We start from the raw sequence: 26111 nt of genomic DNA, 5'->3' as shown, positions 1-26111 counted from the left end.
AACCTCTTGAGTTATTTTGTATTAAGCCTAATGCTAGATGAAATAAAAAGCGAATGATTTCCGCAAGTAAAGTAAATTTTTACCTGTGATGACTCGCTACCGTTTTTCACTTATTTCTATTTGCCTTTCAAGTTTAGAGATAGCTTGACGACACCTGCCTAACCGTTGATGTATGATCAATAGCTCATCTGAAATTTTGTTTTTAGTATGTGGTGTTGCTTGTGAAAACTGATTTTGTTTTTGCTCAAGCATATCAAGCAAACGTCTCTCAAACTCATGCGTTTCGGATAATTTTTGATAAAGTGACTGTGTCGGCATAATCAAGGATTGAGCCGCTTGACGATATTTTTTGTTTTTAAGAATTTGTATATGATGTTTTGAAGCTTTATTTTGTGCATCATTGGCATCAATAGCATTTTTGATTGCTGATATTTGTTGTTCGATTATTGCTAATCTTGCATAGGAAAACTGTACTTTTCTTGTTTTGATTAAAAGTGCTAATTCTTGCGTTTTCTTTTTTATTTCATCGACATAATGAGAGAGTTTATCGCTATTGGTATTAAACAATGTTTCAGAAAATATTGGCGAGTCTTTCCTGATGGAAAAGGATTTATTGTTGCTATTAGCCATATCCACATCAACTGCTTTTGCGTGTAAATCAGATAAAATATGGTTGATTTTCGTTATAGCTGAGTTTGACATACTTGTAATATTTATTGGATCCAAGCTTGGTAGGCTAAGTTACAAGACATACCAAGGATTACGATAATAAAAACAGGACGAATAAATTTATTACCAAATTTAATTGCCCAATGCGAACCAACCCATGCACCAAGCATAATGAAAATCCCCATTGCAACGCCTAATAATACGTTTACATAACCAAGATAAATAAAAGTTAATAAACTAAAAAAGTTACTAACAAAATTGGTTGAACGTGCTAATCCGCAGCTCAGAAGAATGTTAATTCTATATAAAACACTTGAAGAAGAAGTCCAGAAAGCACCCGTGCCAGGACCTGCTATGCCATCATAAAAGCCTAAAATTAAGCCTTGTGAAGCTTGTTTTATTTTTAAAGCTTTTGACGGCTTAGGTAAACCTTGGTCACTATAAACTGTTCCTTTGGCAAATAAGGTATAAACAGCGGTAGAAACAATCAAAAGCGGTAAAGCTTTGTCTAAAAATTCAATCGTTAAATATTTTACTATAACTGTGCCAATGATAGCGCCTATTGCGGTGCAAATGATTGAGATGCGCCAAAAGGCAATATCAAATAGCTTTTTTTTATAGAAAGTGACTGACGCAGTAAAAGAGCCAAAAGTTGCTGCTAATTTATTTGTACCAAGTGCGACATGAGGAGGAAGACCTGCGGTTAATAAGGTAGGAACAGTAAGCATACCTCCTCCGCCAGCAATAGCATCAATAAGACCTGCAAGAAAACCTACACTGCAAAGTGTTATCCATAACTCAACATTTAAAACAACTTCCATTAAGGACAATATTTCCTACTAATTAAAATCAAGTTGTGCAGTCTAACATAATGTTTACTGAACAGAACCAGCTATTTTCAGTGAGCAATCGGGCTTGTTACAATTTAATTTAGTGCTTTTTTATTGAACAATGTCTTTTTATCTTTACGTAAAGGTTATGCTTTGAATTATATGCTTGAATTTAATAGGTTTATTTTTTTTAATTTATATGCTTTCTCGTGTAGTTAAAATTCTATTTTTATCACGTATTTTAAGGATGTAATATTATATGTGTTTTGTTATCTTGTTGATTTTTATACTTTAAACCGATTGGTTTTGCTCGCTTTATTTGTAGTTGAAATTTTATAATCTATGATCGATATAATTAATGTGAAAAAGTTAAGTTATTGAAATATAAGTTTATTAAAAAATATCTATGTGTGTAGATTTGTAATTATTGTTACTGAATAGTTACAAATGGTATTGACCATAAATAGATATTAAGTTTACTATCCATATTGACAGATCAGGTCAATGACCAAAATTATAAACAAACGAAGCAATATAGCTTTGATTTTAAACACTAGAATCACGAAAGTGATCCAGGGAGAAAATATGTATAGCAATAGCAAAATAGCTAAAGCTGTTCGTCTTGCCATGATTTTTGGTGCAGGCGCAGCAACAGCGGTTTCAACATCGGCAGTTTCAGCTGAAGAAGAAGAGTCAGCTGAAAAAGTTGAGCGTATTGAAGTTACCGGTTCTCGTATTAAACGTGCCGACATGGAAACTTCTAGCCCAATTCAAGTAACAAGTGCTGAAGATATTGAAATTTCAGGTTTGACTCGTGTAGAAGATATGCTTAACACATTGCCTCAAATTGAAGCATCTTCAACAATTTTCTCATCTAACGGTGCTACCGGTCGTGGTGGTATCGATATGCGTGGTTTAGGCGCGCATCGTACATTGGTACTAATCAATGGTCGTCGTATGCAACCAGGTGGTGGTTCTTCAGGTTCTGCTGATGCTAACAGCATTCCTGGTGCTTTAGTTAAACGTGTTGAAGTAATGACCGGTGGTGGTTCTTCTGTATACGGTGCTGATGCGGTAGCCGGTGTTGTTAACTTTGTAATGGACGATGATTTCGAAGGTTTAGAAATTGACTTCATTGGTGGTGGTTACCAACATAATAACGACAACTCTTACATCCAAGGTTTAATGGATGAAAAAGATTTTGAATACCCTTCAGGTAGTTCAGATATCGAAGGTCAAAACTACGGTATCGAAATTACTATGGGTAGTGACTTTGCCGATGGTAAAGGTCATGCCGTTGCTTACGCAACGTGGAAACGTAACAATGAAATGAAATTTGGTACTCGTGACTACACTTCATGTGCATTGAATGCGACAGCTACTTCATGTGGTGGTTCTGGTAACGCTGTTATTCCTAACTTCTACTTAAGTCCATTAAATGAATCAGGTAGTTTTGACTGGGGTAACTACGAGTATTTAACATTAACTCCTGATAGTGGTTTCCAACCTTCATCAGGTAACGTGTATAACTACAACCCTGTTAACTTCTTCATGCGTCCAGATGAAAGATTCTCATTCGGTTCATTTGTTAATTATGAAATCAATGACAATTTCATGCCATACATGGAATTCATGTATATGCGTGACCAAACTAAAGGTCAAATCGCAGAATCTGGTACATTCTTCAACGAAGAATACAGAATCGATTACGATAGCCCGCTACTTAGCGACGCACAACGTTCATATTTAACAGATGCGTTTGGTTTAGCTTCTGGTGATCAATTTGCAACTTATATCGGTAAGCGTAACGTTGAAGGTGGTGCTCGTGCATCATTAATTCAACATGACTCTTTCCGTATCGTTTTAGGTACTGAAGGTGAGCTTAACGATACTTGGTCTTACGATACAAGCATCCAAGTAGGTTCTACTACAGTTACGAATGCTTACATTAACGATTTCTTCGCTCCACGTATTACTACAGCATTAAGTGCAAACGGCGAAAGCTGTGCGGATACTGCTGATTGTATCCCATACGAAGTATTTACTTACCAAGGTGTTACAGAAGAGTCGGCTGGCCTATTAACAGGTGTTGCAGCTAGATCTGAGCTTTCTGACCAATTTATCTTCAGTGCGTATGTTACTGGTGAATTAGACTTTACTATGCCAGGTGCAGATACGCCTGTTGCTGTAGTATTTGGTACAGAATACAGAAAAGAAGAATATGAGCGTATCGTAGATGAAGTATACGACAAAGGCTTATTATTAGGTCAAGGTGGTCCAACTCATGCCTTAGAAGGTGGTTACTCAGTTCGTGAACTTTACACGGAAGCAAGTGTACCATTACTTGAAGGTAAAGAATTTGCAGAATCTTTAATTCTTGAATTAGGTTACCGTTACTCTGATTACGACACAACTGGTTCAGAGCCAACTTATAAAATTGCTTTAGATTGGACACCTGTTGATGATTGGAAAGTTCGTGCAAGTTATAACCGTGCGGTACGTGCGCCAAACATTGGTGAAATGTTCGCAAGCCAAGGTTTAGGTTTATGGTCTGGTGAAGATCCGTGTGCGACTGATGATCCTTCATTCACAGCAGCACAATGTGCTAACACAGGTGTAACTGCTGCGCAATACGGTAATATTGCTGCAAGTCCAGCTGGTCAATATAATGGTGTTTACGGTGGTAACCCTGACTTAGCACCAGAAATTGCTGATACTTTATCATTAGGTTTAGTTGGTCAATTAACTGATGAGATCGATTTCTCAGTAGATTACTGGAAAATTGAAATTGATGAAGTTATTGGTACGGTTAGTGAAGACGTAACATTAACACAATGTGCTGAAACTGGTAATGCGGCTTTCTGTGATAACATCAACCGTAACAGTGGTGGTAGTCTTTGGGCTGGTACTCAAGGTTATATCACAGCAACAAACATTAACCTTGCGAGCCGTAAATGGGAAGGTGTAGATATTACTGCAGCTTACAACACTGAATTATCAGGTAACCCATTTAGCGTTACTTTAGTTAGTACTTACATGATGACTAAAGAATATGAGCCGCTTCCAGGTAACCCAGATGCGATTTACGACTGTTCTGGTACTATCAGTGCTAAATGTTTCCCTCAACCAGAGTGGAGAAGCGTGATCAATGCTAACTACGACATGGGCGATATTGGCTTAAATGCTAAAATCCGTATCAATGGCGAAGTTACTAACGGCGATTACGATGGCGATGATAAAGATGATTACTTAGTAGGTACAGGTATTGGTTCTCAAACTTACCTTGACTTAAGTGTTCGTTACACAGTATCTGAAAATATTACTACTCGTTTAGGTATTAATAACATTTTAGATGAAGAGCCACCAATGACTGGTAACACAATGGACCCAGGTGCATTCTATGACCAATTAGGTCGTTACATTCACGGTTCAGTTTCTTTAACTTTCTAATAAAAAGTTAAAAAACTAAATAAAGCGGCAAACTGCAAAGTTAGCCGCTTTTTTTTATGGTAAAGTTTGATCAACGTTGTAATTAAATGTAAATCAATGAAACAAGAACTATCAATTAATCATGCCATTACTCTGCTTAATTCGAATAATCAGCAAGCAGGCATCAAAATTATCGAAGAAATACTTAAGTGTGAGCCAAACAATGTTACTGCTCATCAAGTGATGGTGAAGTTTAGCTTTCAACATAAAAATCATGACTTGGCAGAAAAACATTTATTAGCATTAAGAAAAATTAAACCATCTGCAGACAGCTATCTACAACCGTTAATTGAATTGTATAATTTTCAAAAACGTTGGCCTGATCTAGCCTTAATTTATAAAGAATTAGCGTTAAAGCAACCAAAGAATGCTGATCACCATTTTAATTGTGGCTATTATTTAAAGCTTTGTGGCGAATTTACAGAAGCAATTGAGCACTATAATCAAGCATTGTCGTTAGATGTAAGTGATGCTTATGAAGTGTATTTAAATATCGCTATTATTTATAGTGAACATTTATCAGCCCCCGAAAAGGCTATTGAGCTATTATTAATCGCGATTGAAAAGTATCCCAATCAAGACTCACTAAAATATAATTTAGCGAATGTTTACGAACAATTAGGCAAAAAAGCGTTAGCATTTTCAATGTTTCAAAATGCTTTTATTCAAAACCCAAAAAATGTTGATGCACTTGCTAGACAAGCTGATATTTATAAAATTAAATCGAAAGAAGATGAAATAGTTCTGGCGATGAAAGCAGTTTTCTATTCCAAAAATTTTGCCGATAAAGAGAAAGTTAATATTGCTTATGCATTAGGTAAAGCTCATGACGATTGTCAGGAGTACCAATTAGCCGCTTCGTTTTATCAAAAAGCCAATACATTGGATCAGGCCTACTTGCCTCGTTATGAACCAGAAAAATATGAACAATATATTGAAAGTATCATTGCATATTTTAATCAAGATTGGTTTAACAAAGTAAAGGAACACTCAGCACAAGTAACAGAAGAGTCGCCACTCTTTATTTGTGGTATGTTTCGTTCTGGCTCAACACTTTGTGAACAAATACTTGCGAGCCATTCCAAGGTGAGCTCAGGGGGAGAACAAGAGTTTTTTCATCGTTCTATCCTTCATCATTTTCCTGATTTCCCAAAAGATCTCCCTGAGAAATTCGAATCGCTCAGTGGAAAACTTCTTTCAGATTACCGGCAAGAAGTGAGTGAATTTAAGTCTGAAGGAAAATTATTAACAGATAAGCGACCAGATAATTTCTTGTACCTTGGTTTAATAAAAGCATTAATGCCAGAGGCAAAAATCATCTGGACTAAACGTTTTATTTTTGACAATTGCTTATCGGTGTTTTTTCTAAGATTAGGGCCATCAATGTCCTATGCAACAAAAATAGAAAACACGATTCATTTTTACAAACAACAAGAGAAGTTGATGAATCATTGGCTAACTCTATTTGGCGATGACATTTTATCGTTTAATTATGACGATCTTATCAGTGATCCTGAATCTAATATTCGAAAGTTGTTAGCCTTTGCCAAGTTATCATGGGAATCATCATGTTTAAATTTTCATCAGTCAGAAAATCAAGTAAAAACTGCGAGTGTATGGCAAGTTAGGCAGCCTTTGTATAAAGGCTCATCAGGGCGTTGGAAAAATTATCAGCATCATTTTTCTTTTGAGTCTTAATATCAATTTTAATTGAGCAACGAACATTTATAATTTACGGATCTCACCATGCATTTTAATAATCAGCCAACTATAACCCCACAACAGCGAGAAGGGTTACAAAAGGCGGAAAAGGCCATTTCAACCGGTAACTTATCTTTAGCGGAAATTGAATTTAGGAAACTCGTAGAGAGTCACATTCAGTTACCTCAAGTTTATTCACAACTGGCACTTATTTGTGCAAAGACAAATAGAATTGAAGAGGCAAAAAGTTTATGGACGTTTTCGTTAAAAATAGTGCCTAACTTCCCAGATGCTTTACTTGGCTTAGGTGATATATGTAAATTTGAACGTAACTTTAAACAAGCCATTCATTATTACCAACAAGTGCTTAACGTAAACCCTAAAATTAGCCTTGGCCATTTAAATTTAAGCTATTGTTATTTACAAATAGGGAAGCTTGATGAAAGTGAGCAATCGTGTTTAAAAGCGCTAACTATTACGCCAAATTTTTTACAAGGAGAAGAGCATTTAGGGCAAATTTATATCGCTAAAGGCGAACTAGATAAAGCAAAAGCCCTTTGTGCAAAGCAAATAAAAGTAAATAATAGAAATGTTAAAGCAATATACACCCTTGGAAATATCTTAAAATCTCAAGGTAAATTAGACGAAGCAAAAACATATTATCAACAAGCAATCGCAATTCACCCTGAGTATTCTCAAGCTCATTTTACTTTTGCAACGATTAATAAATATGCTGATAGTCAAGATCCGCATATTGCCTTAATGTTAGAACAATACAATAAAACGAATCTACCCGTTGATAATAAGATTCAACTGGCTTTTGCTTTAGCGAAGGCATATGAAGACTTACAAGATTACGCTCAAGCATTTCTGTTTCTTAAGACGGGGAATGACCTTCGATATGCTAGGAATAATTATACGATTGAGTCTGATGAAGCGTTTATTAGCAATATTATTAATACTTTTACAAAAGATAGTGTAGATAAAGCAAAGTTAACCCCTGAAACGTCATCAAAGCCGATTTTTATTATTGGTATGCCGCGTTCTGGCACTACTTTGGTTGAGAAGATATTGGCAAGTCACTCTAAAGTACATGGAGCAGGGGAGTTAGAGCACTTTTTCAAACTATCAACGGAGGGCTTTCTTACCGAAAATAATAATTTTCTATTTTCCCCGTTAGATCAATACCCGAAAGAAAAGTTAGCAAATATCGCACGAGAGTATCTAAAACAATTAGAAAGTATTGATTCTGATGCAGACTATATAACTGACAAACTACCCTTTAACATGTTGATGGTTGGATTTATAAAGCTTGCCTTCCCTAATGCAAAAATTATTCATTGTGTTAGAAACGCTAAAGATAATTGCTTATCAATTTATAAAAAAAATTTCACAACCGACAATTACCGTTTCGCTTACAATTTAAAAACCCTAGGTCAATTTCATCGGTTATATCAAAAATTAATGCAGCATTGGCATGAGAACTTTCCTGAGTCCATTTATGATATTGAATACGAAGCGTTAATAAAAAATCCAGACGTTGAAATTAAAAAATTAGTGCAGGCCTGTGATTTAGACTGGCAAGAAGCTTGTCTGAATTTTCATCGAACGGAAGCTGTGATAAAAACAGCAAGTGCATATCAGGTGAGACAACCAATTTATGATACATCTGTTGGCTTATGGCAAAAATATCAAGAAAACATTACTGAGTTATTAGAAGAGTTGGCGGTTGATGAGAAATAAAAACCACACCCACTTAATTATTTATCAGTTTCGTTGATAGAAAAGAAAGTGGTTAAAACTTCAGGAAGTAAAGGTCGCCAATTGTCCCAATGGTGACCTTTGTTATTTTTTACAAAAGTTACATCATAACCCTTGTCTTCAAGAGTTTGATAAAACTTCTTAATTGCTCGTCCGTTATCGTTATTGCCACCGGAAGACAGAAACATTTTTAAGGGAAGTGTTGAAGACTTTGAATATAAACGACGAATAACTTTCAAATGTTGCTCATTAGCTGGCGATTGCATCACTAGCCCACCAAAATATTTATGGGCAGATAAACCAAAGCAAGCTGCATTTAATCCGCCGAATGAAATCCCTCCAATGACTCTGTCTTCCCGAGCTGAACTAACAGCAAAGTTATGGCTTATCGTTGGGATGAGTTCATTGATGAAAAAACTGATATATTTTGCATTACACATAAATTCATCATTTCTTCTATTTTCAGTTAACTTATGCGGATTCCTACTGTCAATAAAGACGACAAAAATAGGGGAAATCTTTTTTGAAGCAATTAACTTATCTAATGTCTTTTTGATATCGCCACTTGAAAGATACCATTGACCATCAGTTAAATATAACGTGGGCAGAAGACTCTTTCTATTTTCTACATTTGGAGTATAAACTCTATAGTTTAGATCGTATTGTAAAAATTTACTTTTGAATAAATAGTTAGTAGATAAAATACCATTAGCGGAAACGGATATTGAATAAAAAAGACAAACAAACCCAATAAAATGAATAGCTAATGCTTTAATTACAATCACTTAAGCTCTCCTGTATTGACGTTAAGAATAAACTGTCTTGGCTAAATGCACCTTAAATAGATTTAAAACAAGCGATAAAATATTATATAAAATTGTAATAATATTTGACTTACTACGAACAACTTAGTAAAACATGTGTAGCAAATATTTAATACATAATTTAGGGGTTATTTTATAGTCAATTTAAGCGACAAGCGAATGTCTTGTTGGTTGATCGTCACTAAAACAGGTTGATTTTTGTACTTTTTACTAAATTAACCACCTTTTTACTATGTTCAGTTGACATAAACACTGTCGTCTGGGAATATTGCATGGTTTTATTCTAGAGAAATTAAAACTTAAAAATGGCAGATTATTAAATTTGCGTTAACAATAATATTTGTTATCAAAATTAAATAGCAATGGTTGGGAACTATGTCCAAATTAAGCAAAAAAAGCCTTATCGCATCAACGATAATCGGCTCATTAGCATTAACAGCAAGCACTTTCGCTTCTGCTGATGCATTAACTGAACTACATAAAGCGGAAGCAAAAATTTTCAAAGCTTCTGAAAAATCACAAAGCAAAATCGATAATATCTACGAGCAAACGTTAGAATTATTGGCTGAATACCGTAATACGGTTGATGAAGCTGAAATTTTATCTGGTTATAACGATCATGTTCAATTAATGGTTGATGATCAAAATGCCAATCTTAAATCGCTTGAAAAGCAAATTGCTGGTATCGATAAAACAAAACAAGGTGTTGTACCATTAATGTACAAAATGATCGACACGTTGGAAAAATTTGTTGATTTAGATGTGCCAATGAACATTGCTGCACGTAAAGAGCGTATTCAAGCCTTACGTGATGTTATGGGTAACTCAAACGTTTCTGTTTCTGAGCAGTTCCGTTTAGTTCTTGAAGCTTACGAAATTGAAGCTAACTACGGTACAGTGTTTGGTGTTTATCAAGCAGAGTTAGATCTAGGTGGTCAAACACTTACGGCTGACTTCTTACATATGGGTCGTATTTCTTTTGTTGCTCAATCTCTTGATATGAAAAATGCATGGGTTTGGAATAACGAAACTCGTTCATGGGAAGTATTAGATGATGAGTACCTTAAGCCTATCACTGATGGTATCCGTATGGCTCGCAAGCAATTACCATTAGATTTAACTAAATTACCAGTATTTGCAGCAGGAGCTAAATAATGAAAAAAGTATTTAATTTTGTATTGCTTGCTGCCTCGATGACAGCAGGTATTGCTACTTCAGCAAACGCTAATGACTTGAACGAGCTGTTAAAGCAAGTTAAAGCAGACCGTATTTCTGAAGCTAAAATTGACAAAAAACGTGAAGCTGAATTTACTTCTGCTCGTGCTGACAAACAAGCTTTATTAAATAAAGCGAAAAAGCAACTTGCTGATGAGCAAGCACGTAACAAACGTTTAACGAAAGAATATGCAGCTAATGAAATTAAATTAGCACAAAAAGAAGTTGAACTAGATAACGCTAAAGGTACTTTAGGTGAAATGTTTGGTGTAAGTCGTGCAGCTGCTGCAAACGCTTATGGTCAAATTGCTACATCAATTGTAAGTGCTGAATACCCAGGTCGTGGTGAAGCATTAGATGCAATTGCTAACGCTAAAGCAATCCCTGAGTTAGAACAACTTGAAGAATTATGGTTTGCCTTACAAACTGAAATGACTCAATCAGGTGAAATTTCACAATTTACAGCTGAAGTAACTAACTTAGATGGTTCTAAATCAACTGAACAAGTGACTCGTATCGGTACATTTAACCTTGTTTCAGAAAATGGTTATTTAAACTACAACGATGAAGTAGGTCAAATTCAACCTTTAGCTAAGCAACCTGCTGGTTATATTGCTGATACAGCTTCTAGTTTCTTTGGTGAAACTTCAGGTTACTCTCCTTTATATGTTGACCCTTCTCGTGGCGCTATTTTAACGTTAGAAACTCGTAAGAAAACATTAGAAGAGTTCTACCATCAAGGTGGCACAGTTGGTTACGCAATCACTGTATTGTTAATTATTGGTTTATTAATTGCCCTTGAGCGTGTTGTTGTTCTTGGTGCGGTTTCTTCTAAAATGAAAGCTCAACAGAAGAATCTTGACCAACCAAATAGTAATAACCCATTAGGTCGTTTATTAGCGGTATACCAAGAAAATAAAGGCGCTGATGCTGAAACATTAGAGCTTAAACTTGATGAAGCGATTTTACGTGAAACACCAACTGTTGACCGTGGTATTAGCTTAATCAAGATGTTTGCTGCTATAGCTCCGTTAATGGGTCTATTAGGTACAGTAATCGGTATGATCATGACGTTCCAAACGATTACATTGTTTGGTACAGGTGACCCGAAAATTATGGCGGGTAACATCTCATTAGCACTTGTAACAACTGCTTTGGGTCTTATTGCTGCATTACCTTTAATTTTAGTACACAGCATTGTAGCTGGTCGTAGTAAAGCCGTTCTTCATAAATTAGATGAGCAAAGTGCTGGTTTAATTGCTGCAATTGCAGAGAAGGAGTCTAAATAATGCTATTCCTGATAGAGCTTATAGAATCTGTCAGGAGTTTTATTGCAACTGGCGGTAATGTACTTTACTTTGTCGCCTTTGCTCTCTTATTGATGTGGATTATGATGGTAGAACGTTATTGGTTCTTAGCATCAGTTTATCCTAAGATGCGTGATGAAATCATCGCAAATTGGAATGCACGAACTGATACAACATCATGGTATGCACATCGAATTAGAGATACATGGATCTCCGAAACGGCAGAATTACTTGAACGTAATATGATTACGATTAAAACTTTAGTGGCAATGTGTCCACTGATTGGTTTACTTGGCACAGTAACGGGTATGATTTCAGTATTTGAAACTATGGCTCAGCAAGGTACAGGTAACCCTCGTCTAATGGCTTCTGGTATTTCAATGGCGACTATCCCGACAATGGCGGGTATGGTTGCAGCATTATCAGGGGTGTTTTTTAGCACAAGATTAGACGCTAAAGTTAAACTAGCAAAGGCTAAACTGGTTGACAGTTTACCTCATCACTAGAGAGAGATTAGAATGGCACGTAAACGTATTCGTGAAGACGAAGAAGCGGCAATTGATATGACGCCGATGCTAGACATCGTATTTATCATGCTTATATTCTTTATCGTAACCACTTCTTTTGTAAAAGAAGCAGGTATTGAAGTTAACAAACCAAAAGCGGCTAATCAGTCTAAACAAAAGTCAGCTAATATTTTCATTGCGGTGAAAGATAATGGTGAAATTTGGTTAGATAAACGTCGTGTTGATATAGAGCGTGTAGCGGCTAATATTGAAAAATTACTAGCGGAACAACCAAGTGAAGTAGTGATTGTTCAAGCTGACAAAGACGCAAAACATGGCGTAGTTGTTAAAGTAATGGACGCTATTAAAGAAGCGGGCATAGACAGAATTTCTATCGCTGCAGCTAAGGGGTAGTTATATGGTTCGCTTATTAGTATCAATACTACTAGGCGCAGCTGTTACTTTTGCATTATTTTCTTTTATGGCTTTTCTTATATCCAGTGGTGATAGAAGAGAAGAAGAAAAATTAGAAAATATTATTGTTGAAGTTAACACTACGCCACCTAAGTCAGCTGCTGAGCAAAGACGACGTGTGCCACCGCCGCCGCCGCCGCCGCCTAAAACGCCACCTAAACCTCAAGCTCCTGAGCCTGAAGTTAATAATCAATCTGGTGGATTAACGTTTAATATGCCAGGTGTGCAGTTAGCGGGTGCAAATGCAGGTATATCTGCTCCAGGCGCAGGCTTTGGTCGTGATGGTGATGCAACACCAATTGTACGTATTGAACCTAAATATCCAATACAAGCAGCTCGTGATGGTAAAGAAGGTTGGGTAAAACTTTCGTTCTCTATCAATGAGATTGGTGGTGTTGAAGATGTAACGGTTATCGATGCAGAACCAAAGCGTATTTTCGATAAAGAAGCTAAACGTGCTTTACGTAAGTGGAAGTACAAACCAAAGGTTGTTGATGGTAAGCCATTACGTCAAACAGGTTTGTCAGTTCAATTAGACTTTAAAATGGATGGAGGTTCGTAATAATGAATAAGATATTAACATCTTTGACTTTATTGGCTTCATTGGTATTAGTTCAGCTGCCAACATCATTTGATGTTAGCGCAGCTGGTGCAGAAAAGTCAGAAAAGCCAAAACGTAAAACTCGCTTAATGGGTCCTTCTGTTGGTAAAAAAGTGGGTAAAGCATTTGAGCTTTACTCTACAGATGATATCAAAGGGGCACTTGCTTTACTGTTAGAAATCAATGCAAAAAGTGATTATGATAAAGCCATTTTGGCTCGATATATCGCGGTTATGTACGCAACTTTAGGTGATCAAGAAGCGAAAGCGATTGAGTATTTAAAGAAAGCGGTTGAGCCAGATATTTTGAATGAATCTGATCATGGTGAAGCGATTAAGTTACTTGCTGATCTTCAAATGCAAACGAAAGAATATGAAGGTGCTTTAGCCAATTATAAAGCTTGGATGGATTTTACCGGTAAATCTGATGGTGATACTTGGGTGAAAATTGCCCAAGCGAACTATGAGCTTAAACGTTTACCTAAAATGATCACGCCAGCAAATAATGCTATTGCAGCATATGGTGATAAGCATAATAAAAACCCTTATATCTTAAAATTGACGTCTTATTATGAGACTAAGAAATTTAAAGAAGCGGTAAATGTACTGGAAACAGCAGTGCAATTATTTCCAAATGAAAAAGCATTTTGGAAACAGTTAGGGAATTTTTATCTTTTAATTGAAGATTATGACCGAGGCATGGCAACGTTAGAATTGGCTTATAAACAAGGTTATCTTGAAAAAGAGTCAGAAATTAAAACGTTAGCTAGTTTGTATGCGCAAAATAATATGCCGTATAAATCTGCAAAATTATTAGAGAAGCATATCTCTTCAGGCTTAGTTAAACGTGATGATACTAATATCTATTCGTTAGCGAATGCTTGGCATGCTGCACAGCATATTGATAAAGCTGCTAAATATTATGGTGAATTAGCTAAAATGACTAATGAAGCTAAACACTATAGTAAGCAAGGCACTTTATTGGCACAAGATGAACAGTTTGAAAAAGCCGTAGTTGCTTTGAATAAAGCATTAGATTTAGGTGTTTCTAATAAGGGTAGACTTTATATGAGTATCGCTGAGTCTCATTTCTACCTTGCTCAATATAAAGAAGCCTATGCAGCTATTCAAAATGCGATGAAAGACCCTAAAACTCGTAAGGGTGCTAAAGGTTGGGTAAGTTATATTAAAGATACTGCCGCTCGTAAAGGCAAAGCCATTTAATTTAGCTTTCTTATAAAAAACCAGCCGCTTGGCTGGTTTTTTTTTGTGTGGAAACTGGCTTTCAATCATTGCTTTGTTTTTAGGAGTTTAAATATTCCTGTTATTTTCTTCTTATTTCAGCTAGAATTCGCGCCGTTCATTTTGTAGTTTAGTTAGGAAATTGAAGATGTCACAACATGAAAATTTTAAAGATAGTTCATCAAAACGTCACCTATTTGCAGCTTTAACAGCGTTAGTAGCGGCGCCATTATTACCTATGCTAATGGGTTGGTTTACCGTTTTAAACTAAGTTCAATTAAAAAAGTAGTTCAATAATATGCATATTTTAGTCGTTGATGATAAAGCCGCTGTTCGTGAAAAGGTTGGGGGATTACTTGCTCAACTTGGTTACACCTATGAATGTGCGAATAATGGTTTAGATGCGCTTGAAAAAGCCCAAGTTCAAACTTTTAATTTGTATATTATTGATCATTTAATGCCGGTGATGAATGGCATTCAGCTAATCAAAAACTTAAAGTCAAAGCAGGAAACAGCGAATATTCCTGTCATTTTTATGACGACTCAAGATCTCAATTCACTTCATAATGTTAAAGAATTAAAGCAATGTCAGGAGATTATTGCTAAACCAATCAATGAAGAAACTTTCTTTCAATTGATTAACAAGCTGTTGGTTGAAAATTCTCTGGTACATTCACTATAAAATTAGTTCGTTTTCCATTATTCTTTAACATTACCAAATAATGAATATATTGAATAATGACAGAAACACAAACTTTAAAGCTAAAAAACGCGGTTCACACTATTGCTGATTACCCTAAAAAAGGCATTTTATTTAGGGATGTAACAGGCATATTAGACGATGCTGAAGCATTTAAACTGACGATTGATCTTTTAAAAGAAAAATTCCAACACCAAGGTTACACAAAAGTCGTTGGCACTGAAGCACGTGGTTTTTTATTTGGAGCACCATTGGCACTAGCCCTTGGCGTTGGATTTGTCCCCGTACGCAAACCAGGGAAATTACCGAGACCAACCTATGCTGAAGATTATCAACTTGAATATGGTACTGATACGCTTGAAATTCATCAAGATGCGTTAACCAGCGAAGATAAAGTATTAATTGTTGATGATTTACTTGCCACTGGTGGTACGATAGAAGCGACTAGTAAACTTATTAAAAAGTTAGGTGCTCAAGCGCCTCATGCTGCTTTCATCATCTCTTTACCCGATTTGGGTGGTGAAAATAAACTAGAAAATTTAGGATTGTCTGTCACTTCACTTCTTCAGTATGAAGGTGAGTAAGGTTTTTTATGAGCTATCAAGTATTAGCAAGAAAGTGGCGCCCAAAATCATTTCAGGAATTAATGGGGCAAGAGCATGTTGTCACGGTATTATCTAATGCCTTAAAACAACAACGTTTACACCACGCCTACTTATTTACAGGTACTCGCGGAGTTGGTAAAACAACGATCGCTAGAATTTTTGCTAAAAGCTTAAATTGTAATCTTGGTATCACGGCAGAGCCGTGTGGCGAATGTGATACCTGTGTAGATATTGACCAAGGTAGGTTTGTCGATTTATTAGAGATTGATGCTGCATCACGAACTAAAGTCGATGATACTCGAGAAATACTTGATAATGTTCAATATGCTCCAACGAGAGGTCGATTTAAGGTATATCTAATTGATGAAGTACATATGCTTTCTAGAAGCAGTTTTAATGCTTTATTAAAAACCTTAGAAGAGCCTCCGGAGCATGTAAAGTTTATTTTAGCTACAACAGATCCTCAAAAACTCCCCGTAACGGTACTGTCTAGGTGTCTACAGTTTCATTTAAAAGCATTAGCTGTACCACAGATTGAACAACAGCTTAAAACCATATTAACTGCTGAAAATGTGTCTGCAGAGCCATTAGCCATTTCTTTATTAGCTAAAGCGGCGCGGGGTAGTATGCGCGATTCGTTAAGTTTAACGGATCAGGCTATCGCTCAAGGAAATGGTAATATCCTCGCTAGTAACGTTCAAAATATGTTAGGGGGTGTTGATCATCATTGGGTGTATAAAATATTAATAGCGTTAATTAAGCAAGACACTCAAGGATTAATGGCGTTATCGTTGGATATTGCCTCTTATGCCCCGAATTACGGACGTTTAATGGCTGAATTGATTCAGCTACTTCACCAAATTGCCATGGCGCAAGTTGTCGACAGGCATTTTGATTTATCGCCTGAGCATAATCAATTATTAGAAAAGTTCTCTCAGGCATTGAGCCCTGAAGATGTACAACTTTATTATCAAATCGTCTTAACAGGTCGAAAAGACTTACCATATGCTGCAGATGAACAAGCGGCGTTTGATATGGTGTTATTACGGTTATTAGCGTTTAAACCGCAAACCCGTGCGATAGAAATAACAGAGCAGGTTGATAGAGAGCTCGACTTTACAGATCTGGAGCCAAATCTTCCCAACCAGCCAATGACACAGCAAAACTTTGTTAAACAAGAAGACGAAGCCTTAAAAGCAAACGAGCAAACCCTATCTCATGCAAGTGAGTCTAAAGAGCAAAGCCTTTCAGCTGAATTGGCAAGCATCGAGCAGCAAGCTGCCCAGAGTTTAAATGAGCTTCCCCCCATCAACACGCCAAAAAGGAACGAGGAAGACTTACTCTCTATTGAGGCTCAATCTGATGAAGTTGAAGAGAAGAATCAAGCCGGTTTAACAAACAGCAATCAAAGTGCAAAGACTCAAATTTCTACTGAGTATCAAGAAAATGCGCTTAACAATGATCCAAGTCTATCTTCTGATAATAACTTATCTAATGAACAAGCACCTTTGCTCACAGAAGCTGAAATAGCACAAGTAATCAATCCACAAAGTGCCTCACCAATAGATTCTATTTTAGCAAGTAGAAATATGCTGCGTAGTCGTAAAAAAGCTTTGGAGAAAGATGGAAAAAAGCTTAATGACGCCGCTGAGCGTCAGAAAAATACAGAAAAAGTGGTCAATAAACCGGTTATTGAAGACGTACCTGATATCGCGACCATTTCGGAGCAACCTTTTACTCCTGAAGAAATTGACCCTAGTGTGGTTAAAAAAGCGAATCAGGTAGATCGCTGGGCTAATATTATCGATACAATGGCACTTAATGGTCGTTTAAGACAGCTAGCCCTTAATGCGACTATCTCTGAGGCATCGGATGATGAAGTCTTTATATTAGAGTTAAATACGTCGACTAAACATTTAAAATCACCAGTGGCATTGGAACAATTAGAACAGTTTGTTTCGGATTATTTTGACAAACCAATGAAAGTTGAAATAACCGTCGTTGAAGAAACCATTGATGACCCTTTTCAGATTCAAGGAAAAATCAACGATAAACGTTATGATTATGCCAAAGAATTACTTTTGAAAGATGAGATAGTTCAATCTTTCACTGAGCAGTTTCAAGCTGAAATCGATGAAGAAAGTATTATAGCCCGATAAAGTAAACTTGAATTTTAATTCATTAACTACTATCGTGGCGGCAATTTAATTTTGAAGGAGAAATTATGATGAAAGGTGGCATGGGTAACTTGATGAAACAAGCCCAACAAATGCAAGCAAAAATGGCTAAAGCTCAAGAAGAATTAGCTAATATGGAAGTAACTGGTGAGTCTGGCGCAGGTATGGTGAAAGTGACTATGACTGGTAGCCACAGTGTTCGTCGTGTAGAAATTGATGACAGTTTAATGGAAGACGACAAAGAAATGGTTGAAGATTTAGTTGCTGCCGCATTTAATGACGCGGTAAGACGCGTTGAAGAACAAAATAAAGAGAAAATGGGTGCTTTAACAGGTGGAATGCAATTACCCCCTGGGATGAAAATGCCGTTTTAAATCGGAAGGTTATTTTCGTTATAAAAAAGCTCAAGTTAACACTTGAGCTTTTTTGTTGATTCGAAAAGGTGTGTCGATATTTATTACCACTTTTTCTTTGGTTGGAATAACATATCTAAATCATCTTCTTCTGCTTTTGCTTTTTTAGCGGCATCGGCAGCATTAGTATTTTTTAACGCGGCGGTAATTTCTTCAAGTTGATCTTCTAACTCAGTTTTCTTCGCAGCGGTATAGTCGGTTTGTTTAGGGTGATCTGTGATGGTTTGTATTGCTTTTTCATAATACTGTCTAGCCGAGCCGAGCATTTCTTTTTGGTGTGCTTGCATGCCTCGTTTGTGCAAACTTTCAACATTAATTTTTAATTGCATAGCATCAAGTTTTAAATCTTCCATCATAAAGGCTTGAGCATCTAAAGCACCTTTTGATTGCTCAGATTTCAACATTGCTCGTAATTTTTTAATGGTTTGCAGAATAACAACGAGCTGTTGATCATTGTCTGGTAAAATAAAACTTTGCTCTTGGCCTGCATTCGATGAAGCGAGATCAACAGAAGCGTTCAAGCGTGCCTCCATTTCACTAATTCTATTTTTAATGCCTTTCATTTCAGGCATTATTTTTGCCATGTTTTTTACAGCATTTAAACTTCTTTGATTAAGGATCTCTACCACTTTAGGATTAGGGGGTAAGTGCGCTAAGTTTAATAGTAATTCTTCAGTCTCATCTATTATTGCTTTTTGTTTAGCGGCTTTGGCACGTTTTTCTTGTTCTTGTTTTTCTTTGTGTTGTTGAATTGCATTTACTATTACCACAACGATAACTAATGCAATCACTAAACCTATTATTATACCCATAGATAATACTCATTTTATGAAAATATGACTTATACTCCTCAGTCTACAAAAAATGAACTGTTTAGCATAGCGCTAAGTTGAGCTTTTCCTATGAAAGTTCGTTTTGATGAAACTTTATTAGAATTAACGATTCATTGATGCTTTATTAGCCTTTTACTCTATTTTGTGTTGTAATATTACAACAATAAATGGTTTTTTCTGATCTTTACTGAAATTTTTTTACAAATTCGTTAAGTTTCTATGGAATAAATTGTTATTTAAGTATATATTTTTTGCATAAGCCACACTGAACATACATTATGAAGCTGCAACAATTACGTTATATCGTCGAAGTACAAAATAATAATTTGAATGTTTCTGCAACAGCAGAAAGTTTATTTACCTCTCAACCGGGTATTAGTAAGCAAGTGCGAATGCTTGAAGATGAGTTAGGCATTCAAATTTTTGGGCGAAGTGGTAAACACCTTACCCATGTTACTTCGGCAGGTAAAGAAGTGATCAATATTGCCACTGAGATCTTATCAAAAGTTGAAGCAATTAAAGCGGTTGCTCGAGAACACACCCAACCAGACGAAGGTAAGCTTCGAATTGCTACTACGCATACTCAAGCACGATATGCATTGCCTGATGTTATTCAAGGTTTCATGAAAAAATATAGCAAAGTTTCTTTGCATATGTATCAAGGGACACCGGCACAGATTAGTGATGCTGCCACGAAAGGTGATGCTGACTTTGCGATAGCCACTGAATCATTTCATTTATATAACGACTTGATCATGCTGCCTTGTTATCACTGGAATCGCAGTATTATCGTTCGACCAGATCACCCATTAGCTAAGAAAACTAATATTACCATTGAAGATATTGCAAAATACTCATTAGTCACTTATGTTTTTGGTTTTACTGGTCGTTCAGAATTAGACACCGCTTTTAATAAAGCTGGGGTTGAACCTAAAATAGCCTTCACCGCAACCGATGCCGATGTTATTAAAACTTATGTTCGAATGGGCGTGGGTATAGGTGTTATCGCGACGATGGCGATGGATCCAAAACTTGATAGTGATTTAGTTACCATTGATGCTAGCCATTTATTTAATGCAAGTACGACTAAAATAGGTTTTAGACGTGGTACTTTCTTGCGTGGCTATATGTTTGATTTTATTGAGCGCTTTGCACCGCATTTAAATCGTGATCTAGTGACTAGAGCTGTTTTACTCAAAAATAATACCGAAGTTGAAGAATTATTTTCAAATATTGAGTTACCCATCAAATAACGTTTTATTGAGATAATTTTTATTTAAATTTAAAAACCTATGTTGAAATTAACATAGGTTTTTTTTATAGAAAAATGCGTGTTAAAGTGCCTTAACATTCAATAATATTAACCGCTAAACCGCCACGAGAGGTTTCTTTATATTTTGTTTTCATGTCATTGCCTGTTTCCCACATGGTTTTGATCACTTTATCTAATGACACCTTTTGAGTACCTGTACCACGAAGAGCAAGTCGAGATGCGTTGATCGCTTTTACCGATCCCATCGCATTTCTTTCGATACACGGCACCTGCACTAAACCACCAACAGGATCGCATGTTAACCCTAGGTTATGCTCCATCCCAATTTCAGCAGCATTTTCTACTTGTTTAGGCGAGCCTCCCATTAATTCTGTGAGAGCACCAGCAGCCATAGAGCAAGCAACGCCTACCTCTGCTTGACAGCCACCTTCAGCACCCGAAATTGTTGCATTCGTTTTATATAAAATTCCAATTGCAGCAGCAGTTAAAAGGTAACGAATACAATCTTCATCTTTAACCGGTTTAATGAACTTATCGTAATAACATAAAACAGCAGGAATTATTCCCGCAGCGCCATTCGTTGGGGCGGTTACCACTCGGCTACCGGCGGCATTTTCTTCATTAACGGCTAAAGCGAAAAGGTTGACCCAATCCATTGCTGAAAGGGGATCATTATTGCTCTCAACAGAAAGTGAACGATACAAAGCTGGGGCTCTTCGATTGACTTTTAAACCGCCTGGCAGCACACCTTCTGTTGCCATGCCTCGTTCGACGCTATCACGCATCGCTTGCCAGATATTAATTAAATTACGAGTGATGGTTGCTTTATCATTTAAACACAATTCATTTTCCATCATGATAGTGCTGATACTTAGGCCTTTTTCACTCGCTAGAGAGATTAATTCATCCGCACTTGAAAATTTATGTGGGCGATCAATATTACTGTGTAAAGACAGCGCTTTATCTTTTTCTTTTTCGAAATCGCAATCACGAACGATAAAGCCGCCACCGATAGAGTAATATGTTTCTTGAAGCACTTCTTCATTGTCATTGTACGCATATAATGTCATGGCGTTGGCATGAGCAGGCAAGGTTTTGCGTCGATGATAAATAATCGATTCATTCTTTGGAAAACTAACCGTTTTATCTTGTGAAATCGCTATCGTTTCATTGGCGATGACTTCATTGAGAATTTTATCGATTGACTCAACAGGTATGGTTTCAGGTGCTTGTCCAGATAAACCAAGAATAATTGCTTTTCCCGTGCCATGACCAATACCTGTTTGACCAAGTGAGCCAAATAATTCTGCTTTAACACGATCAACTTTATCAATTAATTGTTGCTCAATTAAATGATCAACAAAAAGTTTGGCTGCTTTCATTGGACCAACTGTATGCGAGCTAGAAGGCCCAATACCTATTGAGAACATATCAAATACACTAATCATGCGTTAAACCTGAATTATTATCCGTAATTATACGGTAAGTTAAAATTTTATACGGTAATGATAACTGAAAGTATTCATCTAAATAAACACTTTTATAGCATATGATAGACGGTTCTTAATATTTAGGTATGGTTATTTCTTATATGCAGGCTAAGGTCGTTTAAAATAGCCGCTGTGGCTCCCCAGATATTATATGACTTATAGGGCATAAAGTGCACAGGGTGTTGTCCCGTTTTATTTATTACTTCAATGGTATAGTGTTGCGTTGTTGATAAAAAATGATGAAAGGGGACATGAAATATTTCAGCGACTTCATTTTCATCAATCGTATAAAAAGGACTGCGCTTTAACATAGCCACAACAGGGGTAATAGAAAAGCCGCTCATGGTTTGAAATGGATGTAACTGACCAAGAATCTCGCAATCATCTTTTTCAATACCGACTTCTTCATGTGCTTCTCTTAACGCGGTACAAATATGATTTTTATCAAACGCTTCTACTTTTCCGCCCGGAAAACTAATTTGTCCAGGATGATGTTTTAAATGTTTAGCTCTTTTGGTTAGTACCACATGCAGTTGATTGTTTTTTTCGAATAAAGCAATAAGTACGGCTGATGGTGTGAATATTTTTGGCTGAGTGAGTAAAAATTCCTGATTATTTGATTTTGCTAATTGACTCAAATTAAAACGTTGTAAAAATTCATTTTTAGTCATGTTAATTCACATTCAACTTAGTAACTTAAAACCACTATAATTTAGCAAAATTATCGTGGCCGGTGTTTAAAGTTTTGCTAGAACCGGTAAAATTTTATTTACTTTATCATACGTTTCTTGATATTCAGCGTCGACATTTGAGTCAGCAACGATCCCGCCGCCAGCCCAGCAATGTATGGTATTTTGTTCGCGAGTTTTATCACAAATCAAGGTTCTTATCGTAATACTGGTATCCATATTACCGCAAGCCGAGATATAACCAATAGAACCACAATAGATACTTCTGCGTTGTGGTTCAAGTTCATCTATTATTTCCATCGCGCTTATTTTGGGGGCGCCAGTTATCGAACCACCTGGAAATGACCCTCTTAGTAAGTCGGTAGCATCGAATTGATTTTCCAATTCCCCAACTACCGTACTGACTAAATGATGAACCGCAGGAAAACTTTCTACTGCAAATAGTGTCGGTACTTTTACCGAGCCAGGCAAACAAACTTTACTGATATCATTTCTGAGTAAATCAACGATCATCAGGTTTTCTGCTTTATCTTTTTCTGAATGCTGCAAAGCTTTGGCAAGCTCGTTATCTTGTGCGCTATCTAAGCTTCTTGGCTTTGTGCCTTTTATAGGTTTACTTTGTACTTTATTTTGATTTACCTGTAAAAATCGCTCTGGTGAGATGCTTAAAATACGGTAATCAGCTAAACAAATAAATGCGGAAAATGGTGCTTGGTTTGCGTTCCTTAGTACTTTATAGGCTTGGAATTCTTCACCCTGATAATGGGAACTGAAACGCTGTGTAAGATTAATTTGGTAACAATCACCTGATAATAAATATTGCTGAATTTTCGTAAACTTTTCTTGGTATTGTTGCGCAGACATATTGGCTTGCCATGTCTGTAATAATTTGAAAGGTTCAAGAGGTAATGCGATACCTTCACGAATCATTTTATTTAAGTGATTTTCTATTTCATCTAATTGATTCTCATCAGCAATTAACCAATATTGCTGCTTTTTATTATCATAAATAATCGCGTGTGAATAAATACCAACCGCCATTTCAGGAAGGTGAATGTCTTGGTCAGCTTGGCTAGGAATTTGTTCAAATCGTCTACTTAAATCATAAGAAAAATGTCCTACAGCGCCTGTCATAAAAGGTAATTCACTGGCTTGAATTTCAATGTTTTGGTAGAAGGTTTGTTGAACACGTTGCAAGATAGTTAAAGGGTCGTCGATGCTATTTTCTGAGCGCTTCTCAGAGAGATAATCTACACAGGTATTTTTACCTGTTGTTGTTAAGGTTATTTCAGGTTGCCAAACGATGATGTCATAGCGGCTATCGACATGCTCGCTTTGACATGAATCTAACCACATTGCCCAAGGCTGGTGTGCAAAATGCTCAAATAATGCTTCAGGTTGAAGCTGATGACTAAATTGTAGAGGCTTTGCCTTGATAACGGCGTTATTATTGAGAAGCAAAATGTAACCCTAATTTTAATTATTCTTAAACTTTTAGATAAAAGTTAGCTCGCATTGTGGTGGCGAGCTCGTTATAAGCAGGGTATCATATCGGCAAATTTTTAACTTTCAACGTTTTCGCTCGCAAATGTTGATTTTACATTACCTAACTGTGTAAAGAGATTGTTATGGCTACCATTAAACAAGAAGATCTAATTGAGAGTATTGCAGATGCATTGCAATATATATCTTACTACCATCCACTTGATTTTATTCAAGCTTTAGAAAAAGCCTATCATAAAGAAGAAAGTCAGGCGGCAAAGGACGCTATCGCGCAGATATTAATTAACTCTCGTATGTCTGCTCATGGTAAACGTCCAATTTGTCAGGATACGGGGATTGTTACCTGTTTTGTAAAAGTGGGGATGGCGGTACAGTGGGATAAAACTGACTTAACCGTTCAACAAATGGTTGATGAGGGAACTCGACGTGCTTATTTGAATCCAGACAACCCTCTACGGGCATCTATTGTTAAAGATCCCGCGGGAGCTCGCATCAACACTAAAGATAATACCCCTTCTGTTGTTCATATTGATATGGTTCCTGGTGATCAAATTGAAGTGATGATCGCGGCAAAAGGTGGTGGTAGCGAAAATAAATCTAAAATGGTGATGTTAAACCCCAGCGATTCCATTGCTGATTGGGTCGTTAAAACCTTACCTACTATGGGCGCAGGCTGGTGTCCACCGGGCATGTTAGGCATAGGTATTGGCGGTACTGCTGAAAAAGCTGGCGTATTAGCAAAAGAAAGTTTAATGGATCCTGTCAATATTCAAGAACTTATTGATAAAGGTGCTGAAACAGCCGAAGAAAAATTACGGTTAGAAATCTACGAACGAGTGAATAAACTCGGTATTGGCGCACAAGGTTTAGGTGGCTTAACCACAGTGGTTGATATCAAAATTAACTCAGTACCAACCCATGCCGCTTCAAAGCCTGTGGTGATGATCCCAAATTGTGCTGCAACTCGTCACGTGCATTTTCACCTCGACGGTTCAGGGCCTGCTGACTTGTCACCGCCAAAACTTGAAGATTGGCCGGAAATAACTTGGGAAGTTGGTGAAAATGTCCGTCGAGTTAATGTTGATGACTTGAAAAAAGCCGATATCAGTGACTGGAAAACAGGTGAAACTGTTTTATTAAGCGGTACCATTTTAACTGGTCGTGATGCTGCGCATAAGCGTATTCAAGAAATGCTCGCCAAAGGTGAAACACTGCCGGTAGACTTTACGGATAAATTTATTTATTACGTAGGGCCAGTGGATGCTATTGGTGATGAAGCGGTCGGACCTGCAGGACCTACCACAGCAACTCGCATGGATAAATTCACTGAAATGATGCTGGCTGAAACGGGGTTACTTGGTACGATTGGTAAGGCTGAGCGTGGACCTCAAACGGTAGAAAGTATTAAAAACCATCAATCAGTTTATTTAATGGCTGTTGGTGGCGCGGCTTATTTAGTGTCAAAAGCAATCAAAAAAGCAAAAGTTGTTGCCTTTGAAGATATGGGGATGGAAGCAATTTATGAGTTTGAAGTCGAAGATATGCCAGTAACTGTCGCGGTTGATAGTCGTGGTGAATCTGCTCATGTTACGGGACCAGCAATTTGGCAAGCGAAGATTGAAGATTTAGATAATAAATTATCTAAATAACTTATCTAAACTTTACCTTGTTTTGAATCATTTAAGCGCTCATTTGAGCGCTTTTTTTGTTTATAAAGTCTGTTCAATCGATAGACAGGTCAGATTTATTTACTACACTTGTGATTAAAGTAATGAAACAAAATTGAATGAATTGCCACAGATTAAAAGGA

General features: G+C 36.7%; 23 protein-coding genes. 16 read left to right on the top strand and 7 right to left on the bottom strand.

The features are described from left to right. Window positions 1-96: 96 nt before the first annotated feature. Both priC and ABXH06_RS11540 read right to left on the bottom strand, forming a co-directional pair. Window positions 97-702 carry a primosomal replication protein PriC gene (gene priC / locus ABXH06_RS11545; RefSeq protein WP_311577217.1) on the bottom strand — a complete coding sequence of 202 codons (606 nt, stop codon included), beginning with the start codon at window positions 700-702 and terminating at the stop codon, window positions 97-99. An 11-nt stretch (window positions 703-713) separates the two neighbouring features. Continuing rightward, complete coding sequence (locus ABXH06_RS11540) at window positions 714-1490, bottom strand: TSUP family transporter (protein WP_311577214.1); 777 nt, start codon at window positions 1488-1490, stop codon at window positions 714-716. A gap of 594 nt (window positions 1491-2084) precedes the next feature. On the opposite strand from ABXH06_RS11540, the gene ABXH06_RS11535 reads away from it, so the two are divergent. The 3 genes from ABXH06_RS11535 to ABXH06_RS11525 all read left to right on the top strand — a co-directional run bounded on the left by ABXH06_RS11535 (window position 2085) and on the right by ABXH06_RS11525 (window position 8432). Continuing rightward, window positions 2085-4949 (top strand): TonB-dependent receptor domain-containing protein, encoded by a 2865-nt coding sequence (locus ABXH06_RS11535; RefSeq protein WP_311577211.1) that lies wholly within the window; start codon window positions 2085-2087, stop codon window positions 4947-4949. A 96-nt stretch (window positions 4950-5045) separates the two neighbouring features. Then, window positions 5046-6686: a tetratricopeptide repeat-containing sulfotransferase family protein gene (locus tag ABXH06_RS11530; protein WP_311577208.1), complete on the top strand. Its 1641-nt coding sequence runs from the start codon at window positions 5046-5048 to the stop codon at window positions 6684-6686. 48 nt (window positions 6687-6734) lie between these two features. After that, window positions 6735-8432 carry a tetratricopeptide repeat-containing sulfotransferase family protein gene (locus tag ABXH06_RS11525; RefSeq protein ID WP_311577205.1) on the top strand — a complete coding sequence of 566 codons (1698 nt, stop codon included), beginning with the start codon at window positions 6735-6737 and terminating at the stop codon, window positions 8430-8432. A gap of 17 nt (window positions 8433-8449) precedes the next feature. Here the strand turns inward: ABXH06_RS11525 and ABXH06_RS11520 are convergent, their stop codons facing one another. Further along, window positions 8450-9235, bottom strand: a complete 786-nt coding sequence (locus ABXH06_RS11520) for an alpha/beta hydrolase (RefSeq protein ID WP_311577202.1) — start codon at window positions 9233-9235, stop codon at window positions 8450-8452. Between the two features lie 414 nt (window positions 9236-9649). Here ABXH06_RS11520 and ABXH06_RS11515 point away from each other — a divergent pair, with 414 nt between their 5' ends. The 11 genes from ABXH06_RS11515 to ABXH06_RS11465 all read left to right on the top strand — a co-directional run bounded on the left by ABXH06_RS11515 (window position 9650) and on the right by ABXH06_RS11465 (window position 18474). Further along, on the top strand, window positions 9650-10429 hold the full coding sequence (locus tag ABXH06_RS11515) for a DUF3450 domain-containing protein (RefSeq protein WP_311577200.1): 780 nt from the start codon (window positions 9650-9652) through the stop codon (window positions 10427-10429). Then, complete coding sequence (locus ABXH06_RS11510; RefSeq protein WP_311577198.1) at window positions 10429-11778, top strand: MotA/TolQ/ExbB proton channel family protein; 1350 nt, start codon at window positions 10429-10431, stop codon at window positions 11776-11778. The genes ABXH06_RS11515 and ABXH06_RS11510 overlap by 1 nt, the downstream gene beginning before the upstream one ends. Next, window positions 11778-12302: a MotA/TolQ/ExbB proton channel family protein gene (locus ABXH06_RS11505; protein WP_311577197.1), complete on the top strand. Its 525-nt coding sequence runs from the start codon at window positions 11778-11780 to the stop codon at window positions 12300-12302. Before ABXH06_RS11510 ends, ABXH06_RS11505 begins: the two co-directional genes overlap by 1 nt. A gap of 12 nt (window positions 12303-12314) precedes the next feature. After that, complete coding sequence (locus ABXH06_RS11500) at window positions 12315-12716, top strand: ExbD/TolR family protein (protein ID WP_303451342.1); 402 nt, start codon at window positions 12315-12317, stop codon at window positions 12714-12716. A gap of 4 nt (window positions 12717-12720) precedes the next feature. Beyond that, window positions 12721-13338, top strand: a complete 618-nt coding sequence (locus ABXH06_RS11495) for an energy transducer TonB (RefSeq protein ID WP_311577193.1) — start codon at window positions 12721-12723, stop codon at window positions 13336-13338. 2 nt (window positions 13339-13340) lie between these two features. Then, window positions 13341-14600 carry a tetratricopeptide repeat protein gene (locus ABXH06_RS11490; protein ID WP_311577192.1) on the top strand — a complete coding sequence of 420 codons (1260 nt, stop codon included), beginning with the start codon at window positions 13341-13343 and terminating at the stop codon, window positions 14598-14600. A 166-nt stretch (window positions 14601-14766) separates the two neighbouring features. Beyond that, window positions 14767-14889 (top strand): hypothetical protein, encoded by a 123-nt coding sequence (locus tag ABXH06_RS11485; RefSeq protein ID WP_353518314.1) that lies wholly within the window; start codon window positions 14767-14769, stop codon window positions 14887-14889. Window positions 14890-14916: 27 nt separating this feature from the next. Continuing rightward, a complete protein-coding gene (locus ABXH06_RS11480) occupies window positions 14917-15300 on the top strand; it encodes a response regulator (protein ID WP_353518313.1) in 384 nt (127 codons plus the stop codon). 53 nt (window positions 15301-15353) lie between these two features. Beyond that, window positions 15354-15902 (top strand): adenine phosphoribosyltransferase, encoded by a 549-nt coding sequence (gene apt / locus ABXH06_RS11475; protein WP_353518328.1) that lies wholly within the window; start codon window positions 15354-15356, stop codon window positions 15900-15902. Between the two features lie 8 nt (window positions 15903-15910). Next, on the top strand, window positions 15911-18082 hold the full coding sequence (gene dnaX / locus ABXH06_RS11470; protein WP_353518312.1) for a DNA polymerase III subunit gamma/tau: 2172 nt from the start codon (window positions 15911-15913) through the stop codon (window positions 18080-18082). A 62-nt stretch (window positions 18083-18144) separates the two neighbouring features. Continuing rightward, complete coding sequence (locus ABXH06_RS11465; RefSeq protein WP_311577455.1) at window positions 18145-18474, top strand: YbaB/EbfC family nucleoid-associated protein; 330 nt, start codon at window positions 18145-18147, stop codon at window positions 18472-18474. An 83-nt stretch (window positions 18475-18557) separates the two neighbouring features. On the opposite strand, the gene ABXH06_RS11460 is transcribed toward ABXH06_RS11465, so the two are convergent. Then, window positions 18558-19325, bottom strand: coding sequence for a hypothetical protein (locus tag ABXH06_RS11460; RefSeq protein ID WP_353518311.1), 768 nt, complete (start codon window positions 19323-19325; stop codon window positions 18558-18560). A gap of 299 nt (window positions 19326-19624) precedes the next feature. Here ABXH06_RS11460 and cysB point away from each other — a divergent pair, with 299 nt between their 5' ends. Continuing rightward, a complete protein-coding gene (cysB, locus tag ABXH06_RS11455) occupies window positions 19625-20599 on the top strand; it encodes an HTH-type transcriptional regulator CysB (protein WP_353518310.1) in 975 nt (324 codons plus the stop codon). 91 nt (window positions 20600-20690) lie between these two features. On the opposite strand, the gene ABXH06_RS11450 is transcribed toward cysB, so the two are convergent. From ABXH06_RS11450 to pabB, 3 genes are all read right to left on the bottom strand, one after another. Beyond that, window positions 20691-22067: an L-serine ammonia-lyase gene (locus ABXH06_RS11450; protein ID WP_311577177.1), complete on the bottom strand. Its 1377-nt coding sequence runs from the start codon at window positions 22065-22067 to the stop codon at window positions 20691-20693. 122 nt (window positions 22068-22189) lie between these two features. Next, entirely contained in the window at window positions 22190-22780 is a 591-nt protein-coding gene (locus ABXH06_RS11445) for a CoA pyrophosphatase (RefSeq protein WP_353518309.1), read from the bottom strand. A gap of 66 nt (window positions 22781-22846) precedes the next feature. After that, window positions 22847-24259 carry an aminodeoxychorismate synthase component I gene (gene pabB / locus ABXH06_RS11440; RefSeq protein ID WP_353518308.1) on the bottom strand — a complete coding sequence of 471 codons (1413 nt, stop codon included), beginning with the start codon at window positions 24257-24259 and terminating at the stop codon, window positions 22847-22849. 167 nt (window positions 24260-24426) lie between these two features. Between pabB and ABXH06_RS11435 the strand changes: the two genes are divergently transcribed. Further along, window positions 24427-25950, top strand: a complete 1524-nt coding sequence (locus tag ABXH06_RS11435) for a fumarate hydratase (RefSeq protein WP_311577171.1) — start codon at window positions 24427-24429, stop codon at window positions 25948-25950. Window positions 25951-26111: the final 161 nt, after the last annotated feature.

This window comes from Thalassotalea sp. SU-HH00458, from assembly GCF_040362795.1.
Taxonomy (GTDB): domain Bacteria; phylum Pseudomonadota; class Gammaproteobacteria; order Enterobacterales; family Alteromonadaceae; genus Thalassotalea_H; species Thalassotalea_H castellviae.
Note: the sequence above shows the minus strand (reverse complement) of the source record. Positions and strands in the feature narration are given on the sequence as shown.

Coding starts and splice junctions, on each gene's coding strand:
- priC (WP_311577217.1), bottom strand. CDS start 702: ATGTCAAACTCAGCTATAACGAAAATCAACCATATTTTATCTGATTTA.
- ABXH06_RS11540 (WP_311577214.1), bottom strand. CDS start 1,490: ATGGAAGTTGTTTTAAATGTTGAGTTATGGATAACACTTTGCAGTGTA.
- ABXH06_RS11535 (WP_311577211.1), top strand. CDS start 2,085: ATGTATAGCAATAGCAAAATAGCTAAAGCTGTTCGTCTTGCCATGATT.
- ABXH06_RS11530 (WP_311577208.1), top strand. CDS start 5,046: ATGAAACAAGAACTATCAATTAATCATGCCATTACTCTGCTTAATTCG.
- ABXH06_RS11525 (WP_311577205.1), top strand. CDS start 6,735: ATGCATTTTAATAATCAGCCAACTATAACCCCACAACAGCGAGAAGGG.
- ABXH06_RS11515 (WP_311577200.1), top strand. CDS start 9,650: ATGTCCAAATTAAGCAAAAAAAGCCTTATCGCATCAACGATAATCGGC.
- ABXH06_RS11510 (WP_311577198.1), top strand. CDS start 10,429: ATGAAAAAAGTATTTAATTTTGTATTGCTTGCTGCCTCGATGACAGCA.
- ABXH06_RS11505 (WP_311577197.1), top strand. CDS start 11,778: ATGCTATTCCTGATAGAGCTTATAGAATCTGTCAGGAGTTTTATTGCA.
- ABXH06_RS11500 (WP_303451342.1), top strand. CDS start 12,315: ATGGCACGTAAACGTATTCGTGAAGACGAAGAAGCGGCAATTGATATG.
- ABXH06_RS11495 (WP_311577193.1), top strand. CDS start 12,721: ATGGTTCGCTTATTAGTATCAATACTACTAGGCGCAGCTGTTACTTTT.
- ABXH06_RS11490 (WP_311577192.1), top strand. CDS start 13,341: ATGAATAAGATATTAACATCTTTGACTTTATTGGCTTCATTGGTATTA.
- ABXH06_RS11485 (WP_353518314.1), top strand. CDS start 14,767: ATGTCACAACATGAAAATTTTAAAGATAGTTCATCAAAACGTCACCTA.
- ABXH06_RS11480 (WP_353518313.1), top strand. CDS start 14,917: ATGCATATTTTAGTCGTTGATGATAAAGCCGCTGTTCGTGAAAAGGTT.
- dnaX (WP_353518312.1), top strand. CDS start 15,911: ATGAGCTATCAAGTATTAGCAAGAAAGTGGCGCCCAAAATCATTTCAG.
- ABXH06_RS11460 (WP_353518311.1), bottom strand. CDS start 19,325: ATGGGTATAATAATAGGTTTAGTGATTGCATTAGTTATCGTTGTGGTA.
- cysB (WP_353518310.1), top strand. CDS start 19,625: ATGAAGCTGCAACAATTACGTTATATCGTCGAAGTACAAAATAATAAT.
- ABXH06_RS11450 (WP_311577177.1), bottom strand. CDS start 22,067: ATGATTAGTGTATTTGATATGTTCTCAATAGGTATTGGGCCTTCTAGC.
- ABXH06_RS11445 (WP_353518309.1), bottom strand. CDS start 22,780: ATGACTAAAAATGAATTTTTACAACGTTTTAATTTGAGTCAATTAGCA.
- ABXH06_RS11435 (WP_311577171.1), top strand. CDS start 24,427: ATGGCTACCATTAAACAAGAAGATCTAATTGAGAGTATTGCAGATGCA.